Genomic DNA, 20,027 nt, shown 5'->3' with positions numbered 1-20,027 from the left:
CACAGGACTCAGGTGTAGAGTTGAGTCCATCGGACGCAAGTCCGCAGACTTCCGCAACCACGCACCCGACAGAAGGAGCACCACACCATGGGACGTGCAGTAGGCATCGACCTCGGAACCACCAACTCGGTCGTCAGCGTGCTCGAGGGCGGTGAGCCCACGGTCATCGCGAACGCCGAGGGGCTCCGCACCACGCCGTCGATCGTCGCCTTCACCAAGGACGGCGAGGTGCTGGTCGGCGAGACCGCCAAGCGTCAGGCCGTCACGAACGTCGACCGCACCATCGCGAGCGTCAAGCGCCACATCGGTACCGACTGGAAGGTCGACATCGACGGCAAGAGCTACACGCCGCAGGAGATCTCGGCCCGCACGCTCGGCAAGCTTAAGCGCGACGCCGAGCAGTACCTCGGTGAAGACGTCACGGACGCGGTGATCACCGTCCCGGCGTACTTCAACGACGCCGAGCGTCAGGCCACGAAGGACGCCGGTGAGATCGCCGGGCTCAACGTCCTGCGCATCATCAACGAGCCGACCGCGGCCGCGCTGGCCTACGGCCTCGACAAGGGCAAGGAAGACGAGCTCATCCTGGTCTTCGACCTCGGTGGCGGCACGTTCGACGTCTCCCTGCTCGAGGTGGGCAAGGACGACGACTTCTCCACGATCCAGGTCCGCGCGACCTCGGGCGACAACCGCCTGGGCGGTGACGACTGGGACCAGCGCATCGTCGACCACCTGGTCAAGAAGTTCAAGGACGAGCACGGCGTCGACCTGTCCACGGACAAGATCGCCAAGCAGCGTCTGAAGGAAGCCGCCGAGCAGGCGAAGAAGGAACTGTCGTCGCAGATGTCGGCGAACATCCAGCTCCCGTACCTGACGCTGACGGCCGACGGCCCGCTCAACCTCGACGAGACCATCTCGCGCGCCCAGTTCGAGCAGATGACCTCCGACCTGCTCGACCGCACGAAGAAGCCCTTCAACGACGTCATCAAGGAAGCGGGCGTGTCGGTCAACGACATCGCGCACGTGGTGCTGGTCGGCGGCTCGACCCGCATGCCCGCCGTGGCCGAGGTCGTCAAGTCGCTGACCGGTGGCAAGCAGCCGAACCAGGGCGTCAACCCGGACGAGGTGGTCGCCGTCGGCGCCGCACTGCAGGCCGGTGTGCTGAAGGGTGAGCGCAAGGACGTCCTGCTCATCGACGTCACGCCGCTGTCGCTCGGCATCGAGACCAAGGGCGGCCTGATGACGAAGCTCATCGACCGCAACACCGCGATCCCGACCAAGCGCAGCGAGACCTTCACGACCGCTGACGACAACCAGCCCTCCGTCGCGATCCAGGTCTTCCAGGGCGAGCGCGAGTTCACCCGGGACAACAAGCCGCTCGGCACGTTCGAACTGACCGGCATCGCGCCGGCTCCCCGTGGCGTCCCGCAGGTCGAGGTCACGTTCGACATCGACGCCAACGGCATCGTGCACGTGTCCGCGAAGGACAAGGGCACCGGCAAGGAGCAGTCGATGGTCATCTCCGGCGGCTCGTCGCTGCCGAAGGAGGACATCGAGCGCATGGTCCGCGAGGCCGAGGAGCACGCGGCCGAGGACAAGGCCCGCCGTGAGGCCAACGAGCGTCGCAACCAGGCGGAGCAGCTCGTCTACTCGATCGAGAAGCTCATCAAGGAGAACGACGAGAAGCTCCCCGCGGACGTCAAGTCCGAGGTGCAGGCCGACGTCGACGCGCTGAAGTCCGCCCTCGCGGGTGAGGACGACGACGCGGTCAAGACCGCCTACGACAAGCTCAACGAGTCGCAGGGCAAGCTCGGCCAGGCCATCTACAGCCAGCAGGACGCGGGTGCCGCGGCCGGTGGCGAGCAGCCGACCGCCGACGGCCAGGCGCAGCAGGACGACGAGGACATCGTCGACGCCGAGGTCGTGGACGACGAGGACGACAAGGACAAGAAGTAACGATGACGGATCCCAAGGACAACGTGCCCGAGGACGCCGAGCCCCAGGTCGAGGGCGACGCCACCAACGCGCAGGAGCCCGAGGACCTCATCGAGGCGGAGGGGCCGGACGTGGAAGTGCCCACCGACGGCCCCGCCGCTGGCGGCCCCCAGTCGGACCTCTCCCCGGAGGACCAGGCGCTCCTGGACGACGCCGCGCGCGGCATCGAAGAGGACAAGCTCTCCCAGGCGGACCGCGACCTCGTCGCCGACATGCGTGCCGACATGCTCCGCGCACAGGCCGAGCTGGTGAACTTCCGGAAGCGCGTCGAGCGCGACCGCGAGGCGAACCGCGACGCCGTCATCGCCGAGGTCGTCCGCGCCCTGCTCCCGGCCCTGGACGACCTGACCCGTGCCGAGGCGCACGGGGACCTCGCGGACGGTCCGATGCAGGTCATCGGGCAGAAGATCCGCGGCGGTTTCGACAAGTTCGGGCTCGTGCAGATCGGCGAGAAGGGCGAGACCTTCGACCCGAAGGTGCACGAGGCGATCGTGCAGCTGCCCACGCCGGGTGCGACCGACCAGACCGTCGCGGACGTCGTGGAGCCGGGCTACAAGCTCGGCGACCGCGTCCTGCGTGCGGCCAAGGTCGCCGTCGCGGTCCCGGCCTGAGCAGGCTCGTCACGACCAGGAACGGAAGGTAGGGCTCGATGGCCAGTCAGGACTGGTTCGACAAGGACTTCTACAAGGTCCTCGGCGTCGACAAGACGGCGAGCGACGCTGAGCTGAAGAAGACCTACCGCAAGCTCGCCCGGCAGTACCACCCGGACTCCAACCCGGGGGACGCCGCGGCCGAGTCCCGCTTCAAGGAGATCAGCGAGGCGTACTCGGTGCTCTCCGACAAGGAACAGCGCGCCGAGTACGACCAGGTCCGCGCCATGGGCTCGGGCGCCCGCTTCACGGCGGGTGGCCCGGGCGCCCAGGGCGGGTTCGAGGACGTCTTCGGCGGCATGTTCGGCCAACAGGGCGGGCAGCGCGTGCGCTTCGGTCAGGGCGGAGGTCGCGGTGGTGCCGGTGGCTTCGAGGACATCCTCGGTGGGATGTTCGGCGGCGGCGGCGGCGGGGGCTTCGGGCAGTCGTCCGGCGGCTTCCGCGGCTTCGGCGGTCCGACCAAGGGCCGGGACGTCACCGCGTCGACGACGCTCGACTTCACCACTGCGATCGCCGGTGACACCGTCAAGCTCTCGCAGGGCAACGGCAAGCCGGTGAACGTCCGGATCCCCGCCGGCGTCGCCGACGGACAGAAGATCCGCCTGCGCGGCCGCGGCGAGCCGAGTCCGGACGGGGGTGACGACGGCGACCTGGTCGTCAGCGTCTCCGTCCGGAAGCACCCGGTCTTCGAGCGCGACGGGCTCAACCTGCGGGTCGACGTGCCGGTGACGTTCGCCGAGGCGGCGCTCGGCGCGACGATCCAGGTCCCGACGCTCGGCGGCGAGCCCGTCAAGCTCCGCGTCGCGCCCGGCACGCCCTCTGGTCGTGTCCTGCGCGTCAAGGGACGCGGGGTCGCGACGAAGAGCGGGACCGGTGACCTGCTCGCGACCGTGCAGGTCGCGGTGCCGTCGCACCTGTCGGACAAGCAGCGCGAGGCCGTCGAGGCCCTCCGCGCGGCACTACCCGACGAGGACCCTCGCGAGGACCTCCTCGCCAAGGCGCGCAGCTGACGCTGCGCGACCACAGCAACGAACCGGCCGGGGCCCACGCTGCCGGTGCCGGCCCGTCGCGAAGCGGCGGGTCGGCCGTGCCGGTGGGGAGAGGCCCGGTGCGGCTCCGTCAGGAAGCCGCACCGGGCCTCCAGGCTGGTCCTGCACCACGCGGACGACGGAGAGGAAGAGGCCGTGACCGACATGGACGAGAACTCGCCCGTCTTCGCGATCGCGACGGCGGCGGAACTCGCCGAGATGCACCCGCAGACGCTGCGGCAGTACGACCGGCTCGGCCTGGTCGTGCCCGGCCGGACCCGCGGCGGATCGCGCCGCTACTCGATGCGGGACGTCGTGCAGCTGCGGGAGATCGCACGCCTGGGGTCCGAGGGCGTCTCGCTCGAGGGCATCCGCCGCGTGCTCGAGTTGGAGAACGAGAACAAGGCGCTGCGGGAGCGCGTCCGTGAGCTCGAGACGGCCCTCGCGGATCAGCTCATCAACCGCCCGGGCGCGCGCGTGTTCGCCGCGACGACCACGGGGGCCGCGGTGTCACTCCGCGCCGGGGCGCGACCGCAGCGGAACACGCAGATCGTGCTCTGGCGCCCGATGTCGTGATCTTCCGTACGGAGAGTATCAGTGTGAGCGATCTGTTCACGCTGATCGGAACGGAGGCCATCCGCTTGCGCGGACGTGGTTCGGTGGTTCGGGAAGGGATCGCGCTCGTCGCGGCATCGATGGTCGTCCTCGGAGTGGGCGGCTGCGCGGCGTCGACTGCTCGGACCGGACCGGTCCTCACGGCACTGGTCGGGACGTGGTCCTGCGACGTGAGTGGGACGGGTGGGAAGCGCGTCGCTCGGTCGACGACGGCGTGGACCCCGCACTGTCCTACTACGGCGGTGACCGGTACCGCATCGAGATCGAACGCGGCGCCTGGAGGCTGAGCGGTGAGCGTCAGGGGACGGCTGTGTCGGCATCCGGACGATGGGGGAAGGAGCCGCTCCTGTGGGCTCCAGCCGGGCAGTCGATCGAGTACCAGTTCACTGCGGACGGCGGCCCGGCGGTGTCCTTCTCGCCCGGCACGCGCCTGGCGCAGCGACCCGAGCGCATCGAGGCGGATGCCTACGGGGACGAGCCGGAGTTCCTGAACCACAGCGCTGAGGTGACGGTGAGCTCGACGACCATCACCGCGACGATCGAGGACGCGGACTTCCCGACGCACACGGTCACCAGCACGCGATGACCCTGGTGTCCAAGTCGGTGCAGGCGCCGAGTGCGTGGACATGGCGGTGACGTCCGGCGCGAGTGCGTCCTCACCCAGGCGCGTGGTCGGGATCGGGGCGCAGGGGCATCGATCGGAGGGCTCGCTCCGCAAGCCGACCGTCGCCGCCCTCGACCGCGAGCTGCAGTGCGACGATCCGTTCCCACGGCAGTGCGATCGGCAAGTCCTCGTGGCGGAGTCGGAAGGTCAGGGCGTCGACGGACCCTCGGAGCCGTGAGCAGAGCACGGGGTTCGTGCACGACGCGATGGAACTGCGGTGGACCGGGGCAGCCGCATCGGTCACGGCATCCCACTCGCCGAGCCGGACGGTGTCGAGCAGTGCTCCGACGCGACTCCCGAGCGCGGACCGCACGGTGCCGTCGAGCGGGGTGCAGGGCGCGATCGCGCGGGCGGGGGGCGAGGGCCAGCCGTGGACATCTCAGGTACGAAAGCGTCGGCGTGCCGGTCGCAGGCGTCGCTCAGTACGCTGACCGGATGCGCGTGTCTGACTTCGCCGACCAGTTCCGGCGAGACCCCGGCGACGGGGGACCGGACCTGGTGACCATCGACGGCACCGACCGGTTCCTGCTCGACGAGGCGCCGCACGTGCACGGCGACGCGGTCCGGCAGCCCGGCGAGGTCGCCGTCGTGGACGACCGGGCCGGGGTGCTCACCCTCGGGCTGATCACACTGCACGGTGCCTCGGACGTCCGGGTCGTGCAGGACTCCCTCGCCGGGGTCCGGGCGCTCCAGGCCGCCGCCGGCACGTTCGGGCTGCGCGGCTTCCGGCACGCCGAGACCGCCGAGCAGGCCTTCCGTGACGTCCGGCTCGTGCTGCTCCGGCTCTCGAAGTCGAACGACCGACTGGACGAGCTCGCCCGTGCCGTCGCACGCTGGGCCGCCCCGGACGTGGTGCTGCTGTGCGGCGGGGTCACGAAGCACATGACGCTGTCCCAGAACGACGTCCTCCGCCGGTACTTCGGCGAGGTCACCCCGTCACGTGGGCGGGGGAAGTCCCGGCTCCTCGTCGCACAGGATCCCCTGCGCGCCGCCGCCGTGCGGGCGGACACGACGAACCCGTGGCCGCGCGCGGTGCACGTGGACGAGCTCGGCATGACGCTCGTCGCACACGGCGGGGTCTTCGCGGGCACGTCGCTCGACCAGGGCACCCGGGTGCTGCTCGACGTCGCCGACCAGGCGGTCCCGACGGCGCGGACGGTGGTCGACCTGGGCTGCGGCAACGGCGTCATCGCGACCGCGATCGCGCGGCGCCGGCCGCGGGTCCGCGTGGTCGCGACGGACGTCTCGTCGATCGCGGTCGCGTCGACGCGGGCGACGGCGGCGGCGAACGGCGTGGCCGACCGGGTCGCGGTCGTGCGGTCGGATGCGGGCGACGAGCTCGACGAGGGCGCGGCGCAGCTCGTGCTCTGCAACCCGCCCTTCCACGAGGGCACGACGGTGAGCACCGACGCGGCCGAGGCGATGTTCCGGAACGCGGCCACGATCCTCCAGTCCGGCGGTGAACTGTGGTGCGTCTGGAACTCGCACCTGCGGTACCGGCCGCTCCTGGAGCGGTCGGTCGGGCCGACGCGGCAGGTCGTGCGGACCGCCAAGTTCACGGTCACCGCCTCACGGCGGTCCTGACGCGCGACGGGAGGCCGGTGGCTGCGTGCGCCACGGGCCTCCCGTCGTCGTGTGGGTCGCCCTGGGCGACCGGCGGCCGTCAGGCCGGGACGTAGTCGAACGTGTCCGGGTCCGGCCCGGTGCGGTGTCCCTTGTCGAGCGAGGTGATCGCCGTCATGTCGTCGTCGGAGAGCTCGAAGTCGAAGATCGCGAAGTTCTCCTCGACGCGCGAGCGGGTGACCGACTTCGGGAAGACGATGTCACCGCGCTGGATGTGCCAGCGGAGGACGACCTGCGCCGGGGTCTTGCCGGTGTTGCCGGCGATCCGGGTGATGGTCTCGTCGTCGAGCACGAGGCCCTGGGCGATCGGGGACCAGGCCTCGGTCGCGATGCCGTGCTCGCGGCCGTACGCGCGGAGCTCGTCCTGGACGAGGTACGGGTGCACCTCGATCTGGTTCACGGCCGGGGTGATCGTGGTCTCGGAGGCGAGACGGTTGAGGTGGTGGGTCTGGAAGTTCGAGACACCGATCGAGCGGGCGGTGCCGCCGCGGTAGAGCTCCTCCATCGCCTGCCAGGTCGGCACGAAGTCCGACACCGTGGGCAGCGGCCAGTGGATGAGGAACAGGTCGGTGTAGCCGCCGAGCAGGTCGGCCGACTTCTTGCCGTTCTCGAGCGCCGCATCCGGGTCGTGGAACCCGTTGTTGAGCTTCGAGGTGACGAAGATCTCCGAGCGGTCGATACCGGACTCGGCGATGGCCTCGCCGACCTCCTTCTCGTTGCCGTACATCTCGGCGGTGTCGATGTGGCGGTAGCCGACCTCGAGGGCGGTGAGGGTGGCTTCCTTGGTGTTCTCCGGCTCGATCTGGAACACCCCGAAGCCGAGCTGGGGGATGGTCTTTCCGTCGTTGAGCGTGATGTTCGGAACGGTCATGACGACATGCAACCAAACGGCCCCCAGCGCGCTTCCCGGGAACGTCCAGACGGGCGCGTCCCCCGACCGGGGGCGCCCCGCCAGCGAGGCCGCGACGGGGCGACCCGGCTAGGCGAGCGACGCGGTGATGTAGGCGAGCAGCGCCTCCGCGTAGGCCCGTGCCGCGTCCGGAGCGGGGAACTCCCGGTCGGCGCCGTCGATCGTCGCCGTCACCGCGAAGCCCGCGCTGAGCGAGACGAAGGCCGGGCCGAGGAGCTCGCGGAGCTGGTCCTCGCGCGGCAGCCAGAGCGACTCGGACGCCTCGACCGAGTCGAGCGCCCACTCGGTCGTGCCGTTGAAGCCGAGCACGGTGCCGCTCGGGTAGTCGTGCCGCTCGACGGTCATCTCGGACACCGTGTAGACGTCGTCGTCGACGCCCGGCTTGTCGATGACGAAGCGGTCTCCGGTGGTCGGGTGCCAGCGGAGTCCGGCGTCGCGGAGGGACCGGGCGAGCTCGACGGTGATCACCGGTCCACCCTGCCACGGAGCCGGTGTCACGCGCCCGGCGACGCGGAATCCGTCCCCACCCCTGGGGCGCACCGAGTCGGGCGTACTAGCATCGCGGAGCACCCCTGCGCACGCGGTCGTCACGACGCCCGCGTGCGCAGATGCGACGACGCCTGGGCGACCGGTGTCGTGCCTCCCGTCCGGTCCCACCGGCCACGGGCACGACCGCCGGCCGGTGTCAGGACCACCGTGGCGGCACGAGCCGCGCCCGGTCCCGTCAGCCCCGACCCAGTCCGCCCAGAGAAGGACCCGCATGACCCTCGAGCGCGAGGAACTCCGTGACGACTGGACCGTGGCGATCGCGGGGGACCAGGTGCCGAGCGGGGCACCCGCCGACCTCGTCGGTCGCGCGCTCCCGGCGACTGTCCCCGGGCAGGTGCACACCGACCTCGAGCGCGAGGGCGTGATCGCCGACCCGACGTTCGACCGCAACGAGGACGCCTCCGCCTGGGTCGGCCGCGCCGACTGGGCCTACCGGCGGCACGTCGACGTCGACCCGCGTGGGTTCGAGCGCGTCGACCTGGTGTGCGACGGCCTGGACACCGTCGCCGAGCTGAGCCTGGACGGTGTCGTCCTCGGCACCACGCGGAACATGCACCGGCGCTACCGCTTCGACCTCAACGACGTCCCCGGTCCGACGGGGCGGCGCGAGCTCGAGCTGCTGTTCGAGTCGGCCTACCGCGAGGCCGGCCGCGTCGCCGCGCGCGCCGGTGCGATGCCCGGCCCGTACGACGAGCCGTTCCCGTACGTCCGCAAGCAGGCGTCGAACTTCGGCTGGGACTGGGGGCTCACCGCCGTCACGAGCGGGCCGTGGCGCCCGGTCGCGATCGAGCGGTGGTCGACGGCCCGACTGGCCGAGGTCCAGCCCCTCGTCGACGTCGAGGCGGGGGAGGGGGTCCTCGACGCGCACGTCCGGGTCGAGCGCTCGGGGATGAACGACCTCGACCAGGACGGCGAGGACGACGACCTGGTGCTCGTGGTCACGGTCGCCGGCCCCACGGTCGACGGCGGGACGACCCGACAGCGGTCCCGGGCGCAGCTGACCCCGAAGGACGACGAGACCGTGGTGACCGTGCGGGTGCCGGACGCGCTCCGCTGGTGGCCGAGGGGGTACGGCGCGCAACCGCGGTACGACGTCACCGTCGAGCTGCAGACGGTCGACGGCGAGGTCCTGGACCGGCACACGGCGAAGACCGGCTTCCGTTCGGCGCGCATCGACACCACCGACGACGCCGTGGGCAAGCCGTTCGACGTGGTCGTGAACGGCGCCGTGGTCGACGTCCGCGGCGTGAACTGGATCCCCGACGACGTGATCGTGTCGCGGGTAGACCGTGTCCGGGTGTCCGAGCGGCTGCGCGTCGCGGCGGACCTCGGCGTGAACCTCGTCCGCGTCTGGGGCGGCGGGGTCTACGAGTCCGACGAGTTCTACGACGTGTGCGACGAACTCGGGCTGCTCGTGTGGCAGGACTTCGCGTTCGCCTGCGCGGCGTACCCGGAGATCGAGCCGATCCGCAGCGAGGTCGTCGCCGAGGCACGGGACAACGTCGCGCGGCTCTCCGGTCACCCGTCGCTCGTGCTCTGGAACGGCAACAACGAGAACATCTGGCTGCACGACGTCGACGGCTGGGCCGACGTACTCGGCGACCGCGGCTGGGGGCTCGACTACTACCTCGACCTGCTGCCGACGATCGTCGACGCGGTCGACCCGTCGCGCTTCTACACGGTCGCGTCGCCGTGGTCCGGGTCCGAGAGCCTGTTCGCGAACGACGTCGACCACGAGACCCACCACTCGTGGGACGTCTGGAACCGGCTGTCCGACGAGCACTACCGCGACTCGGTGCCGCGCTTCGTGTCGGAGTTCGGCTGGCAGGCGCCGCCCGCGTGGCGCACCCTGCGGGACGCCGTCACCGACGAGCCGCTCCGCGTCGACGCGCCGGGCGTCGTGCACCACCAGAAGGCCGACGACGGGATGGCGAAGCTCGCCCGCGGGATCGCGCCGCGGTTCGGCTCCGTGGACCCGTCGGAGTTCGACCGCTGGCACTACCTGACGCAGCTGCAACAGGCGCGGGCGGTCGCGACGGGCGTCGAGCACTGGCGCACGCACTGGCCGCGCAACACAGGTGTCGTGCTGTGGCAGCTCAACGACCTGTGGCCGGTGTCGTCGTGGTCGGCGGTCGACTCGGCGGGGCGGCTGAAGCCGCTCGCGCACGAGCTGCGTCGCCTGTACGACGACGTCCTGCTGACGATCCGGCCGGTGACCCGCGGGTCCGTGGCGGCTGGTGCCGCTGCGCCCGGCGACGTCGGGGTCGTCGGCGGGCCCGATCAGGCCGACGGGTCTGATCAAGCCGACGCGTCGGGTCCGACCGACGGGTCACGTCCGGCTCCTGACGACCAGCCTGGAGGCGCGGAACACGACGTCCCGTCGGCTGCCGCCGGTGGGACGGCCGAGTTGGTCACCCTGTCCGACACGCTGTCCCTCGGGGTGTCACCAGGCGCCTTCGGGCAGTCGCCCGTCGAGGTCGCCGTGCGGTCGGCACGCGCCGGCCGGGACAGCGTCGTGCGCGTCCGCCGGGTGACGGTCGCGGGCACGATCCTCGCCGAGGTGACGCTCCCCGTCCGCCTGTCCGAGGCCGGGGTCGCGGTCGTCGCCCTGCCCGAGTCGGTCGGTGTCCTCGACGACCCGACGCGCGAGCTCGTCGTGGCGGACATGGACTGGCGGCGCGCGGTGTGGACGGCCACCCCGGACAAGGACGTGCGCTGGGAGCCGGCGCGGTACCGGACCACGGTGACGCCGGCGGCGGACGGGGACGGCCACGACCTGGTCGTCGAGGCGGACTCCCTCGTGCGGGACCTGCTCGTCCAGCCCGACCGGCTCGCCCCGACCGGCACCGTCGACCGCGGGTTCATGACGCTGCTGCCGGGGGAGCGGGTCGACTTCCGGCTCCGCGGGCTGACCGACGCCGACGTCCGGCGGCTCGGCGAGCCCTTCGTGCTGAGCTCACTCGACGAACACCTCTGAAATACTGCACACTGCTCTGATATACTGATCCCGCGTTCCGTCGGCCGACGGGCGCGGGATCGGCTCCCGACCGGTCCCTCCCCGGAACCGGAAGGCCGTCGATGTCGCTCGCAGTGCGCCAGATCCACTCGACGGAGGCCGCGTCTCCCGCGCCTCGACGCCCTGCGGCCGGCCTCTCGGTCGTGCTCGCGACACTCGACCTCGTCCTGCTCACCGTCGCCTTCACGACGGCGCACCTGCTCCGCTTCCCCTGGGAGGTGCCACCGGTGCACACCGCGCCGGGGTGGACCGAGTTCCTCGTCGCGCCCTGCATCGTCGTGCTCTGGATGACGATGCTGTCGGTCTTCCGCACGCGGCACCCGCGGATCGTCGGGGTCGGCGGTGACGAGTACCGCCGGCTCCTCACGGCGAGCCTGCTCACCGGCGCCGCGGTCGCGATCGTCGCGTACGCCGTCCGACTCGACCTCGCCCGCGGCTACGTCGCGATCGCGTTCCCCGTCGGTCTCGTGCTGCTCGCACTCGGACGGAAGGCCGTCCGCACCGTGCTCGCGGGGCAGCGTGCCCGGGGTCGGCGGCTGCAGGACGTCCTGCTCGTCGGCGACCTGGACGACGTCCGCTACGTCGGGCGACGGATCGTCGTGACGCCGGCAGCCGGGTACCGCGTCGGTGGGGTCGTCACGGACTGCCCGGCCCCGGACGGCCTCGTCGACCTCGACGGGGTCCGGCTGCCCGTGCTCGGCGGGCTCGACCGGGTGCTCGACCTCGCGGCGTCGACCGGCGTCGCGGCCGTGGTCGTCGCGGGTGCCGTGCGGGGTGGTCACGAGCGGCTCCGGCGGCTCGGGTGGGAGCTCGAGGAGCGCGGGGTCGAGCTCGTGGTGTCGTCGCCGCTCGCGGACATCGCCGCCGGCCGGGTGCACGAGCGCCCCGTGGACGGTCTGCCGCTCATGCACGTCGAACTCCCGGACTACCGGCGCCGCGCGGGCAAGCGGGTCCTCGACGTCGTCGCGGCGACGCTCGGACTCGTGCTCCTCGCGCCGGTGTTCGCCGTCGTCGCGGCGGCGATCCGGCTCGACGACGGCGGGCCGGTGCTGTTCCGGCAGGCGCGCGTGGGCCGCGGCGGGCAGGAGTTCCCGATCCTGAAGTTCCGGACGATGTGCGTCGACGCCGAATCGCGCGTCGCCGACCTCGCGCAGTACAACCAGGGCGCAGGTCCCCTGTTCAAGATGCAGGCCGACCCGCGGGTGACCCGCGTCGGCGCGTTCCTCCGCCGGACGTCGCTCGACGAGCTCCCGCAGCTCTGGAACGTCCTGACCGGCACGATGAGCCTGGTGGGGCCACGTCCGGCGCTCCCGCGCGAGGTCGCCGTCTACCGGGACTTCGCGGATCGCCGCCTGCTCGTGACCCCGGGCATCACCGGGCTCTGGCAGGTCAGCGGTCGCTCCGACCTGGACTGGGCCGAGGGCGTCCGGCTCGACCTGCACTACGTCGAGAACTGGTCGTTCCTGCACGACGTCGTCATCCTCGCGCGGACGATCCCGTCCGTGCTGCGTTCCCGCGGCGCCTACTAGCCGCCCACCGACCCCGGCCGTGCCTTGACCCGCGACCGGAACGGCGCACCCCCGGAGAGCAACGGCCTCCGGGGGTGCTGCCGTGCGGCGTCTGCCTGTGCGAACGGTGACGGTTCCGGCGCTCGCCTGTGCTTCCGGGAGCGTGCGGGTTAGCATGGACGCACCACGGACTTCCGCCCGACGTGTCGACGGCGACTCGGAACCAGCGGCGACCAGAACTCGATCCAAGGAGTCACCATGTTGCAAGGCCTCGGCGGGGTGCACCTGCTGATCATCCTCGGCATCATCATCCTGCTGTTCGGTGCGACCAAGCTCCCGGCACTCGCCAAGGGCCTCGGTCAGTCGATCAACATCTTCAAGAAGGAGATGGGTGACGACAAGAAGGGCAAGGACGACACGACGGTCACCACCGTCGCGCCGGACACCACCACGGGCACGGCGCAGTCGGCCGCTCCCGCACAGCCAGTGGTCAACCCCGGCCCCTCGGTGCAGCCGAACTCGGACAGCCGGCAGTAACGCACCGCCGGTTCCCCCACGGATCCAGGACCCAGCCCCGTCCTGTCGGCAGCCCCCGCGACCACCGGTCGCGGGGGCTTCGGCGTTGCCGGGGTCCGTCCGGCTGCGGCGCGGGACAGCTCGCGTCGCGCGCCTTGGAGCCGGTCGGAGCGCCCGCATCGCCGGCGGAGGATGATGGGCCGATGAGCGCCCCGGCCGCCACGGCACCCCTGCGGGACGACCGGCGCACCGTGCTCGTCGTCGCGATCCTCGCCTCGTTCGTGGTGGGTCTCGACACGAGCGTCGTGAACGTGGCGCTCCCCGTGATCCGCCAGGACCTCGGCGGCGGGCTCGTCGTGCAGCAGTGGGTCGTCGACGCCTACTTGGTGACGCTCGGGTCGTTGATCCTCGTCGCGGGGTCGCTCTCCGACGCGTTCGGACGGGTCCGCATCGTCAGGTGGGGACTCGTCGTCTTCGGGGTCGCATCGGTGGTGTGCGCCGTCGCCCCCACCGGGGCGGTGCTCATCGTCGCCCGCGCGCTGCAGGGCGTCGGCGGCGCCCTCGTCACCCCGAGCTCGCTCGCGCTCATCGTCGCGGCGTTCCGGGGGTCGGCGCAGACGAAGGCGATCGGGACGTGGACCGGCTGGTCGAGCGCGGCGATGATCCTCGGTCCGCTGGTCGGCGGGCTCATCGTCGACGGGATCGGCTGGCGGTGGATCTTCGTGCTCACAACGGCGCCGATCGTCGTCACGATCGTGCTCGTGACCCGGATCACCGGCGACGTGCACCCGGCACACCGGCCGCGGATCGACGTCACGGGTGCGGTGCTCGCGGTGCTCGGCGTCGGCGGGGCGGTGCTCGGGCTGATCGAGCAGGAGCGCCTCGGCTGGACCGCCCCCGTGGTCGTCGTGGCCCTGGTGGTCGGTGCCGCGTCCCTGCTGGCGTTCGTCCCGTGGGAGCGACACGTCACCCGGGCCGGTCGGGTGCCGCTCGTGCCGCTCGAACTCTTCCGGGCGCGGAACTTCTCGGTCGGCAACGCGGCGACGCTGTCCGTCTACGGCGCGCTCGGCATGGTCGGCTTCGTCGTGACGCTCTTCGTCCAGGAGGTCTGGGGCTTCCCGGCCTGGCTCGCCGGCCTCGCGACGCTGCCCCCGACCCTGCTGCTCCTGCTGCTGTCCTCCACCGTCGGAGTCCTGGCCGGACGCTACGGCCCGCGGTGGTTCATGGCGGCCGGCCCCGCGGTCGCCGCCGTCGGTGCGCTCCTCATGATCGCCGCCGGTCAGGACCCGCGGGCGTACTGGTGGTCGGTGCTCCCGGGCCTGGTGCTCGTGGGGGTCGGGATCGCCACGATGGTGACGCCCCTGACCAGTGCGGTGCTCGGGTCGGTCCCGGAGTCCGGGGCCGGCGTCGGGTCGGCCGTGAACAACGCCCTCGCGCGGATCGCCAGCCTGGTGACGGTGGCGCTCGCCGGGGTCGTCCTCGGTGGTGGGATGAACACCGCCGGGTTCCACCGCGCCGCGGTCGTGATGGCGTGCCTGCTCGCCGCCGGCGCCGTCGTCAGCGCGGTCGGGATCCGGAATGATCCCGCGCGCACATGAGTTGAGTCGAGTAGGCTCAAGTACAACTCCACGGCACGGAAAGGACGGACCGCATGGCGAACCTCCAGGGCGCTCCCGACTCGCAGGAACGGCAGAAGACCGCCCTCGAGCAGTACGGCGTCGACCTCACCGCGATCGCCCGGAGCGGCAAGCTCGACCCGGTCGTCGGCCGGGACGCCGAGATCCGCCGGGTGTCGCAGGTGCTCACCCGCCGCACGAAGAACAACCCGGTGCTCATCGGTGAGCCCGGTGTCGGCAAGACCGCCGTCGTCGAGGGGCTCGCACAGCGCATCGTCGCCGGGGACGTCGCCGACTCGCTCAAGGACAAGCGCCTCGTCTCGCTCGACATGTCCGCGCTCATCGCCGGTGCCAAGTACCGGGGTGAGTTCGAGGAGCGGCTCAAGGCCGTCCTCAAGGAGATCGACGAGTCGGACGGGCAGGTCATCACCTTCATCGACGAGCTGCACACCCTGATGGGCGCCGGCGGCGGTGAGGGATCGGTCGCGGCGTCGAACATGCTCAAGCCGATGCTCGCGCGCGGTGAGCTCCGGCTCATCGGCGCGACGACGCTCGACGAGTACCGCGAGTACATCGAGAAGGACGCCGCGCTCGAGCGCCGCTTCCAGCAGGTCTTCGTGGGGGAGCCCACGGTCGAGGACACCGTTGCGATCCTGCGCGGACTCAAGGAGCGGTACGAGGCGCACCACAAGGTGACGATCAACGACTCCGCGCTGGTGGCCGCGGCGAGCCTGTCGAACCGGTACATCTCCGGCCGTCAGCTGCCCGACAAGGCCATCGACCTGATCGACGAGGCCGCGAGCCGACTCCGCATGGAGATCGACTCCAGCCCGGTCGAGATCGACGAGCTCAAGCGCACCGTCGACCGGCTGCGCGTCGAGGAGTTCGCGCTGAAGCAGGAGAAGGACGACGCCTCGAAGGCGCGCCTCGAGACGCTGCGCGCCGAGCTCGCCGGACGGCAGACGCTGCTCGACGAGCTCGAGCAGCGCTGGCAGGCCGAGCGGGCCAGCCTGAACCGGATCGGTGAGCTGAAGCAGCAGCTCGACGAGCTGAACATGCGCAGCCAGCGGGCGCAGCGCGAGGCCGACTACGAGACGGTGTCCCGGCTCGAGTACGGCGAGAAGCCGCGCATCGAGGCCGAGCTCGCCGCCGCCGAGCAGGCCGAGAGTGCCGAGCGCATGGTCAACGACAGCGTCACCGACGAGGACATCGCCGCCGTGATCGCGCAGTGGACGGGCATCCCGATGGGGCGTCTGCTGCAGGGCGAGACCGAGAAGCTGCTGCACCTGGAGACCGAGCTCGGCCGCCGGATCATCGGGCAGCGGAGCGCGGTCGGCACCGTGTCCGAGGCCGTCCGGCGGACCCGCGCAGGCATCTCCGACCCGGACCGTCCGACGGGCTCGTTCCTGTTCCTCGGTCCCACCGGTGTCGGCAAGACCGAGCTCGCGAAGGCGCTCGCCGAGTTCCTGTTCGACGACGAGAAGGCCCTCGTCCGGATCGACATGAGCGAGTACGGCGAGAAGCACTCGGTCGCGCGGCTCATCGGCGCCCCGCCCGGGTACGTCGGCTACGAGGCCGGCGGGCAGCTCACCGAGACCGTCCGGCGTCGGCCCTACTCCGTCGTGCTGCTCGACGAGGTCGAGAAGGCGCACCCGGAGGTCTTCGACGTCCTGCTCCAGGTGCTCGACGACGGACGACTGACCGACGGGCAGGGTCGGACGGTCGACTTCCGGAACACTATCCTCATCCTGACGTCGAACCTCGGCTCGCAGTTCATGACGGATCTGTCCCTGTCGGACGCGCAGCGCGAGGAGGCGGTCCGCGAGCTCGTGCAGCAGGCGTTCCGTCCCGAGTTCGTGAACCGGCTCGACGACATCGTCGTGTTCCAGGCGCTCACGAGCGACGACCTCGGTCAGATCGTCTCGCTGTACGTCGACCGGCTCGCCCGCCGCCTGTCCGACCGGCGGCTCGAGCTCGCGGTCACGCCGCAGGCACGTGGCTGGCTCGCCGAGCGCGGGTACGACCCGGTGTACGGGGCGCGCCCGCTCCGCCGGTTGATGCAGCGGCAGATCGACGACCAGCTCGCGCGCGGCATCCTGTCGGGGGCCGTGCGCGACGGCGACACGGTGCGGGTGGACGTCGCCGACGGCGGCGACGCGCTCGTCGTCGAACCGTTCGAACTGGCGGAGATCGTCGAGGAGTGATGCGGCGGGTGCACGGCATCTGGCCTGGAGGCGCGGTGCCGGTCCCTGGGACCGGCACCGCGCCTCCAGGCCTACCGTGCAACGCATGCCTGAGCTGCGCGTGTTCCGTCGCCTGACCGAGACCATCGAGGGGGCCGGCGTCCTCGACAAGGCCGTCGACCTCGACCGCGCGGTGGTCCGCGCCACGGCGCGTCCCCGAGCCCTGCGGCAGCTGCTGCACGGCGTCCCGCTCGGGCACCCCGTCCACCCGCTGATGGTGCAGGTCCCGCTCGGCGCCTGGATCTCTGCGGCGGTGCTCGACCTGCTGGGCGGTCGTGGCAACGCCCGGGCCGCGAAGACCCTGGTCGGTGTCGGACTGGTCTCCGCGAGCGGCGCGAGCGTCGCCGGCTACGTGGACTGGGCGGAGCTCGACCGTGAGCAGTTGCGTACCGGCTGGGTGCACCAGGCCGTCAACTGGATCGGCATCTCGCTGTACGGCCTGTCGTGGATGCAGCGCCGGGCCGGGAACCACGGTGTCGGCAAGCTCACCGGGTTCGCCGGACTGCTCGTCGTGAGCGTCGGCGGCTACCTCGGAGGGCACCTGGCGTACCGCCAGCGTGCCGGTGTGAGCGACCACGGCGAGGTACCGTTCGACCGCTGAGTTCCCAGCCGGTCCACTGGAACATCAGATGTGATCGCTACATGCGCATCCTGGTGGTGGACGACGAGACAGCACTGGCCGACCTGATCGCCAGGGGCCTCGCACGGCAGGGCATGGTGGCGGACGTCGCGTACCGCGGGGACGACGCTGACGAGCTCCTCGCCGTGAACGACTACGACGTGGTCGTGCTCGACCGTGACGTGCCGGGTCTGCACGGCGACGTGGTGGCCCGCCGACTCGCGGCGCGTGGCGCGCTCACCCGCATCCTGATGCTCACCGCGGCGACGACCCTCGCCGACCGGGTGCACGGCCTGGAACTCGGCGCGGACGACTACCTGGCGAAGCCGTTCGAGTACCCGGAACTGGTGGCCAGGGTGCGGGCGCTCGGCCGACGCAGTGTCGCGCCGGTCGCTCCGGTGCTCGACCGCGCGGGGTTCGTGCTCGACTCGAACCGCCGCACGGTGACCCGGGACGGGCGTCCGCTCGACCTGACGTCGAAGGAGCTCGGCGTCCTCGAGGTGCTGCTGCGGGCGGACGGTCGGTACGTCTCGGCCGAGGAGCTGCTCGAGAAGGTCTGGGACGTGCACACCGACCCGTTCACGTCGGCGGTGCGGGTGACGATGTCGAAGCTGCGCAGGAAGCTCGGCGCCCCCGACCCGATCCGCACGGTGCCGGGTCAGGGGTACGCACTGTGAGCAGGCGACCGCGACCACGTGCCGGATCGCGGTCGCGGTCGCGGTGGCGCTGGCGGTCGCGGTGGCGCTGGCGGTCGCTGAGTCTCCGGGCGCGGACGGCTCTGACGTTCGCGCTGGCGGCGATGGCGCTCGTCGCGGCATCACTCGCGTTCGTCAACCTGGCGTCCCAGTGGTCCCTCGCAGCCATCGAGGGGGTGGTGTCCACGGAAGCGTCGCGGCGCGGACGGGCTGAGCTCCTGCCGGACGATCGTGGTCCGCAGGGTGCCGACGTGGCCGACGCGGACCGCGAGGTGGCGCTGATCGCGGTCGTCGCCGAGCAGCAGTGGCAGTGGTCCACGTCGGCGGTCGTGGTGGCCGGCGGCCTGGCGGGTGGGATCGGCTGGTTCGTCAGTCGACGGATGCTCTCGCCGATCGACCGGATCACCGCCACCGCGAACCGGATCTCGGCGACGACGCTCGACGAACGGATCGCGCTCGACGGTCCGGACGACGAACTCCGCCGCCTCTCCCGCACCATCGACGCGCTGCTCGACCGGCTCGAGGCCGCGTTCGAGGCCCAGCGCCGGTTCGTGTCGCACGCGGCGCACGAGCTGCGGACGCCGCTGGCCGTCCAGCGTGCGACGCTCCAGATCGGACTGCCGGACGACGCCACACCACCCGACGTGGTCGCTGCGCGGACGGAGATGCTCGAGCAGAACCGGCGGACCGAGCACCTGGTCGAGTCGCTCCTGGTCCTCGCCGAGGCCGAACGCGGTCTGGAGGGCAGCTCGGTCCTGGTCGACCTCGGATCGTGCGTCGCGGCTGCGGTGGGCGGTGTCCGCGCCGCTGCTGCGGTGACGGGAGTCTCCCTGTCGGTCGAGGGGACCGCGCCCGACGGGGTGGTCGGAGAACCCGTCCTCGTCCAGCAGCTGCTGGGCAACCTGCTCGACAACGCCGTCGAGTACAACGTCCCCGGCGGCGTCGTCCGGGTCGAGCTGCACGCGGGCGGCTTCGTCGTCGAGAACAGCGGACCGGACGTCCCCGCGACGGAGATCGCCGCGCTGTCGCAGCCCTTCCGTCGTGGCGCACAGACCGGCTCGCACCGGCACAGCGGTCTCGGGCTGTCGATCATCACCGCGATCGTCACCGCGCACGGCTGGAGCCTCGTCCTGGCGCCCGGCGAGCGAGGCGGCCTCCGGGTCGCGGTCGGTGTTTCGTCGGTGGGACCCGCCGGGTGACGCTGGCGCAACACGGTACCTGCTGAACTCGGAACATGACACACACGACATGGCAGAAGATGGTCCGCTGCACCGTGGTCGCAGCCCTCATCGTCGCAGCGCCGCTGTCGCTCGCTGCATGCACGTCCTCACCGGCGTCGTCCGACTCCACGTCCTCCGCCAGCGGAGTCGGCGCTCGGTGGGGTGCGTGCATGCGGGACGCCGGACTGGACGTCGAGGACCCGGACGACGAGTCGGTCCGCACCGGTACCTACCCGGCACCGGACGGCGGTGACGGACAGGCGTTCACCCGACAGGCCCAGGAGTGCTCGGAGCAGGTCGGTGTCGAACGCGCCGATGCCGCGCAGCAGCAGCAGTGGGAGCGGCAGTACGCCAAGGTCGCCGACTGCATCCGCGACCGCGGCTTCGACGACCTGCCCGAACAACAGCCGGGCGTCCTCGACTTCAACGACTACCCCCGCGCGGACGAACCCGGGTTCGCCGACGCCGCATCGGCGTGCCTGGCCGAGTTCGCGCCCGACACCCAGGCGGTCGACCGCTGATGCGTCCGTCCACCTCCGCCCCTCACCAGAACCGCACCA

Annotated in this window: 17 protein-coding genes; 15 read left to right on the top strand and 2 right to left on the bottom strand. The window is 71.5% G+C overall.

The window, feature by feature from the left end; all coding sequences use genetic code 11:
- Positions 1 to 87: 87 nt before the first annotated feature.
- From dnaK to HUN58_RS09385, 6 genes are all read left to right on the top strand, one after another.
- The gene (gene dnaK, locus HUN58_RS09410) at positions 88 to 1,956 is read left to right on the top strand and encodes a molecular chaperone DnaK (RefSeq protein WP_114850303.1); all 1,869 of its coding nucleotides are present in this window, start codon (positions 88 to 90) and stop codon (positions 1,954 to 1,956) included.
- A gap of 2 nt (positions 1,957 to 1,958) precedes the next feature.
- The gene (locus HUN58_RS09405) at positions 1,959 to 2,606 is read left to right on the top strand and encodes a nucleotide exchange factor GrpE (protein WP_114850302.1); all 648 of its coding nucleotides are present in this window, start codon (positions 1,959 to 1,961) and stop codon (positions 2,604 to 2,606) included.
- A 38-nt stretch (positions 2,607 to 2,644) separates the two neighbouring features.
- Entirely contained in the window at positions 2,645 to 3,655 is a 1,011-nt protein-coding gene (locus HUN58_RS09400) for a DnaJ C-terminal domain-containing protein (protein WP_114850301.1), read from the top strand.
- Between the two features lie 183 nt (positions 3,656 to 3,838).
- A complete protein-coding gene (locus HUN58_RS09395; protein WP_114850433.1) occupies positions 3,839 to 4,249 on the top strand; it encodes a MerR family transcriptional regulator in 411 nt (136 codons plus the stop codon).
- Positions 4,250 to 4,445: 196 nt separating this feature from the next.
- Complete coding sequence (locus HUN58_RS09390) at positions 4,446 to 4,874, top strand: hypothetical protein (RefSeq protein ID WP_180225734.1); 429 nt, start codon at positions 4,446 to 4,448, stop codon at positions 4,872 to 4,874.
- A gap of 513 nt (positions 4,875 to 5,387) precedes the next feature.
- Complete coding sequence (locus HUN58_RS09385; RefSeq protein ID WP_180225733.1) at positions 5,388 to 6,536, top strand: class I SAM-dependent methyltransferase; 1,149 nt, start codon at positions 5,388 to 5,390, stop codon at positions 6,534 to 6,536.
- A gap of 79 nt (positions 6,537 to 6,615) precedes the next feature.
- Here HUN58_RS09385 and HUN58_RS09380 read toward each other — a convergent pair whose 3' ends face one another.
- Both HUN58_RS09380 and HUN58_RS09375 read right to left on the bottom strand, forming a co-directional pair.
- Positions 6,616 to 7,446: an aldo/keto reductase gene (locus HUN58_RS09380; RefSeq protein WP_114850297.1), complete on the bottom strand. Its 831-nt coding sequence runs from the start codon at positions 7,444 to 7,446 to the stop codon at positions 6,616 to 6,618.
- 108 nt (positions 7,447 to 7,554) lie between these two features.
- Positions 7,555 to 7,953, bottom strand: coding sequence for a pilus assembly protein CpaE (locus HUN58_RS09375; RefSeq protein WP_114850296.1), 399 nt, complete (start codon positions 7,951 to 7,953; stop codon positions 7,555 to 7,557).
- A 292-nt stretch (positions 7,954 to 8,245) separates the two neighbouring features.
- Between HUN58_RS09375 and HUN58_RS09370 the strand changes: the two genes are divergently transcribed.
- The 9 genes from HUN58_RS09370 to HUN58_RS09330 all read left to right on the top strand — a co-directional run bounded on the left by HUN58_RS09370 (position 8,246) and on the right by HUN58_RS09330 (position 19,988).
- Positions 8,246 to 11,011 (top strand): glycoside hydrolase family 2 protein, encoded by a 2,766-nt coding sequence (locus HUN58_RS09370; RefSeq protein WP_217488596.1) that lies wholly within the window; start codon positions 8,246 to 8,248, stop codon positions 11,009 to 11,011.
- A gap of 101 nt (positions 11,012 to 11,112) precedes the next feature.
- Complete coding sequence (locus tag HUN58_RS09365; protein ID WP_217488565.1) at positions 11,113 to 12,579, top strand: sugar transferase; 1,467 nt, start codon at positions 11,113 to 11,115, stop codon at positions 12,577 to 12,579.
- Positions 12,580 to 12,816: 237 nt separating this feature from the next.
- Positions 12,817 to 13,095, top strand: a complete 279-nt coding sequence (gene tatA, locus HUN58_RS09360) for a twin-arginine translocase TatA/TatE family subunit (protein WP_058740778.1) — start codon at positions 12,817 to 12,819, stop codon at positions 13,093 to 13,095.
- Between the two features lie 182 nt (positions 13,096 to 13,277).
- Positions 13,278 to 14,672 carry an MFS transporter gene (locus HUN58_RS09355; RefSeq protein WP_114850294.1) on the top strand — a complete coding sequence of 465 codons (1,395 nt, stop codon included), beginning with the start codon at positions 13,278 to 13,280 and terminating at the stop codon, positions 14,670 to 14,672.
- Between the two features lie 53 nt (positions 14,673 to 14,725).
- Positions 14,726 to 16,894 (top strand): ATP-dependent Clp protease ATP-binding subunit, encoded by a 2,169-nt coding sequence (locus HUN58_RS09350; protein WP_114850293.1) that lies wholly within the window; start codon positions 14,726 to 14,728, stop codon positions 16,892 to 16,894.
- Positions 16,895 to 16,979: 85 nt separating this feature from the next.
- Positions 16,980 to 17,534 (top strand): DUF2231 domain-containing protein, encoded by a 555-nt coding sequence (locus tag HUN58_RS09345; RefSeq protein ID WP_208745479.1) that lies wholly within the window; start codon positions 16,980 to 16,982, stop codon positions 17,532 to 17,534.
- Between the two features lie 41 nt (positions 17,535 to 17,575).
- Entirely contained in the window at positions 17,576 to 18,229 is a 654-nt protein-coding gene (locus tag HUN58_RS09340) for a response regulator transcription factor (protein WP_141860174.1), read from the top strand.
- Between the two features lie 269 nt (positions 18,230 to 18,498).
- Entirely contained in the window at positions 18,499 to 19,446 is a 948-nt protein-coding gene (locus HUN58_RS09335; RefSeq protein ID WP_208745478.1) for a HAMP domain-containing sensor histidine kinase, read from the top strand.
- 191 nt (positions 19,447 to 19,637) lie between these two features.
- A complete protein-coding gene (locus HUN58_RS09330) occupies positions 19,638 to 19,988 on the top strand; it encodes a hypothetical protein (RefSeq protein WP_208745477.1) in 351 nt (116 codons plus the stop codon).
- The last annotated feature ends 39 nt before the right edge of the window (positions 19,989 to 20,027 follow it).

This window comes from Curtobacterium sp. Csp1, assembly GCF_013347185.1.
Note: the sequence above shows the minus strand (reverse complement) of the source record. Positions and strands in the feature narration are given on the sequence as shown.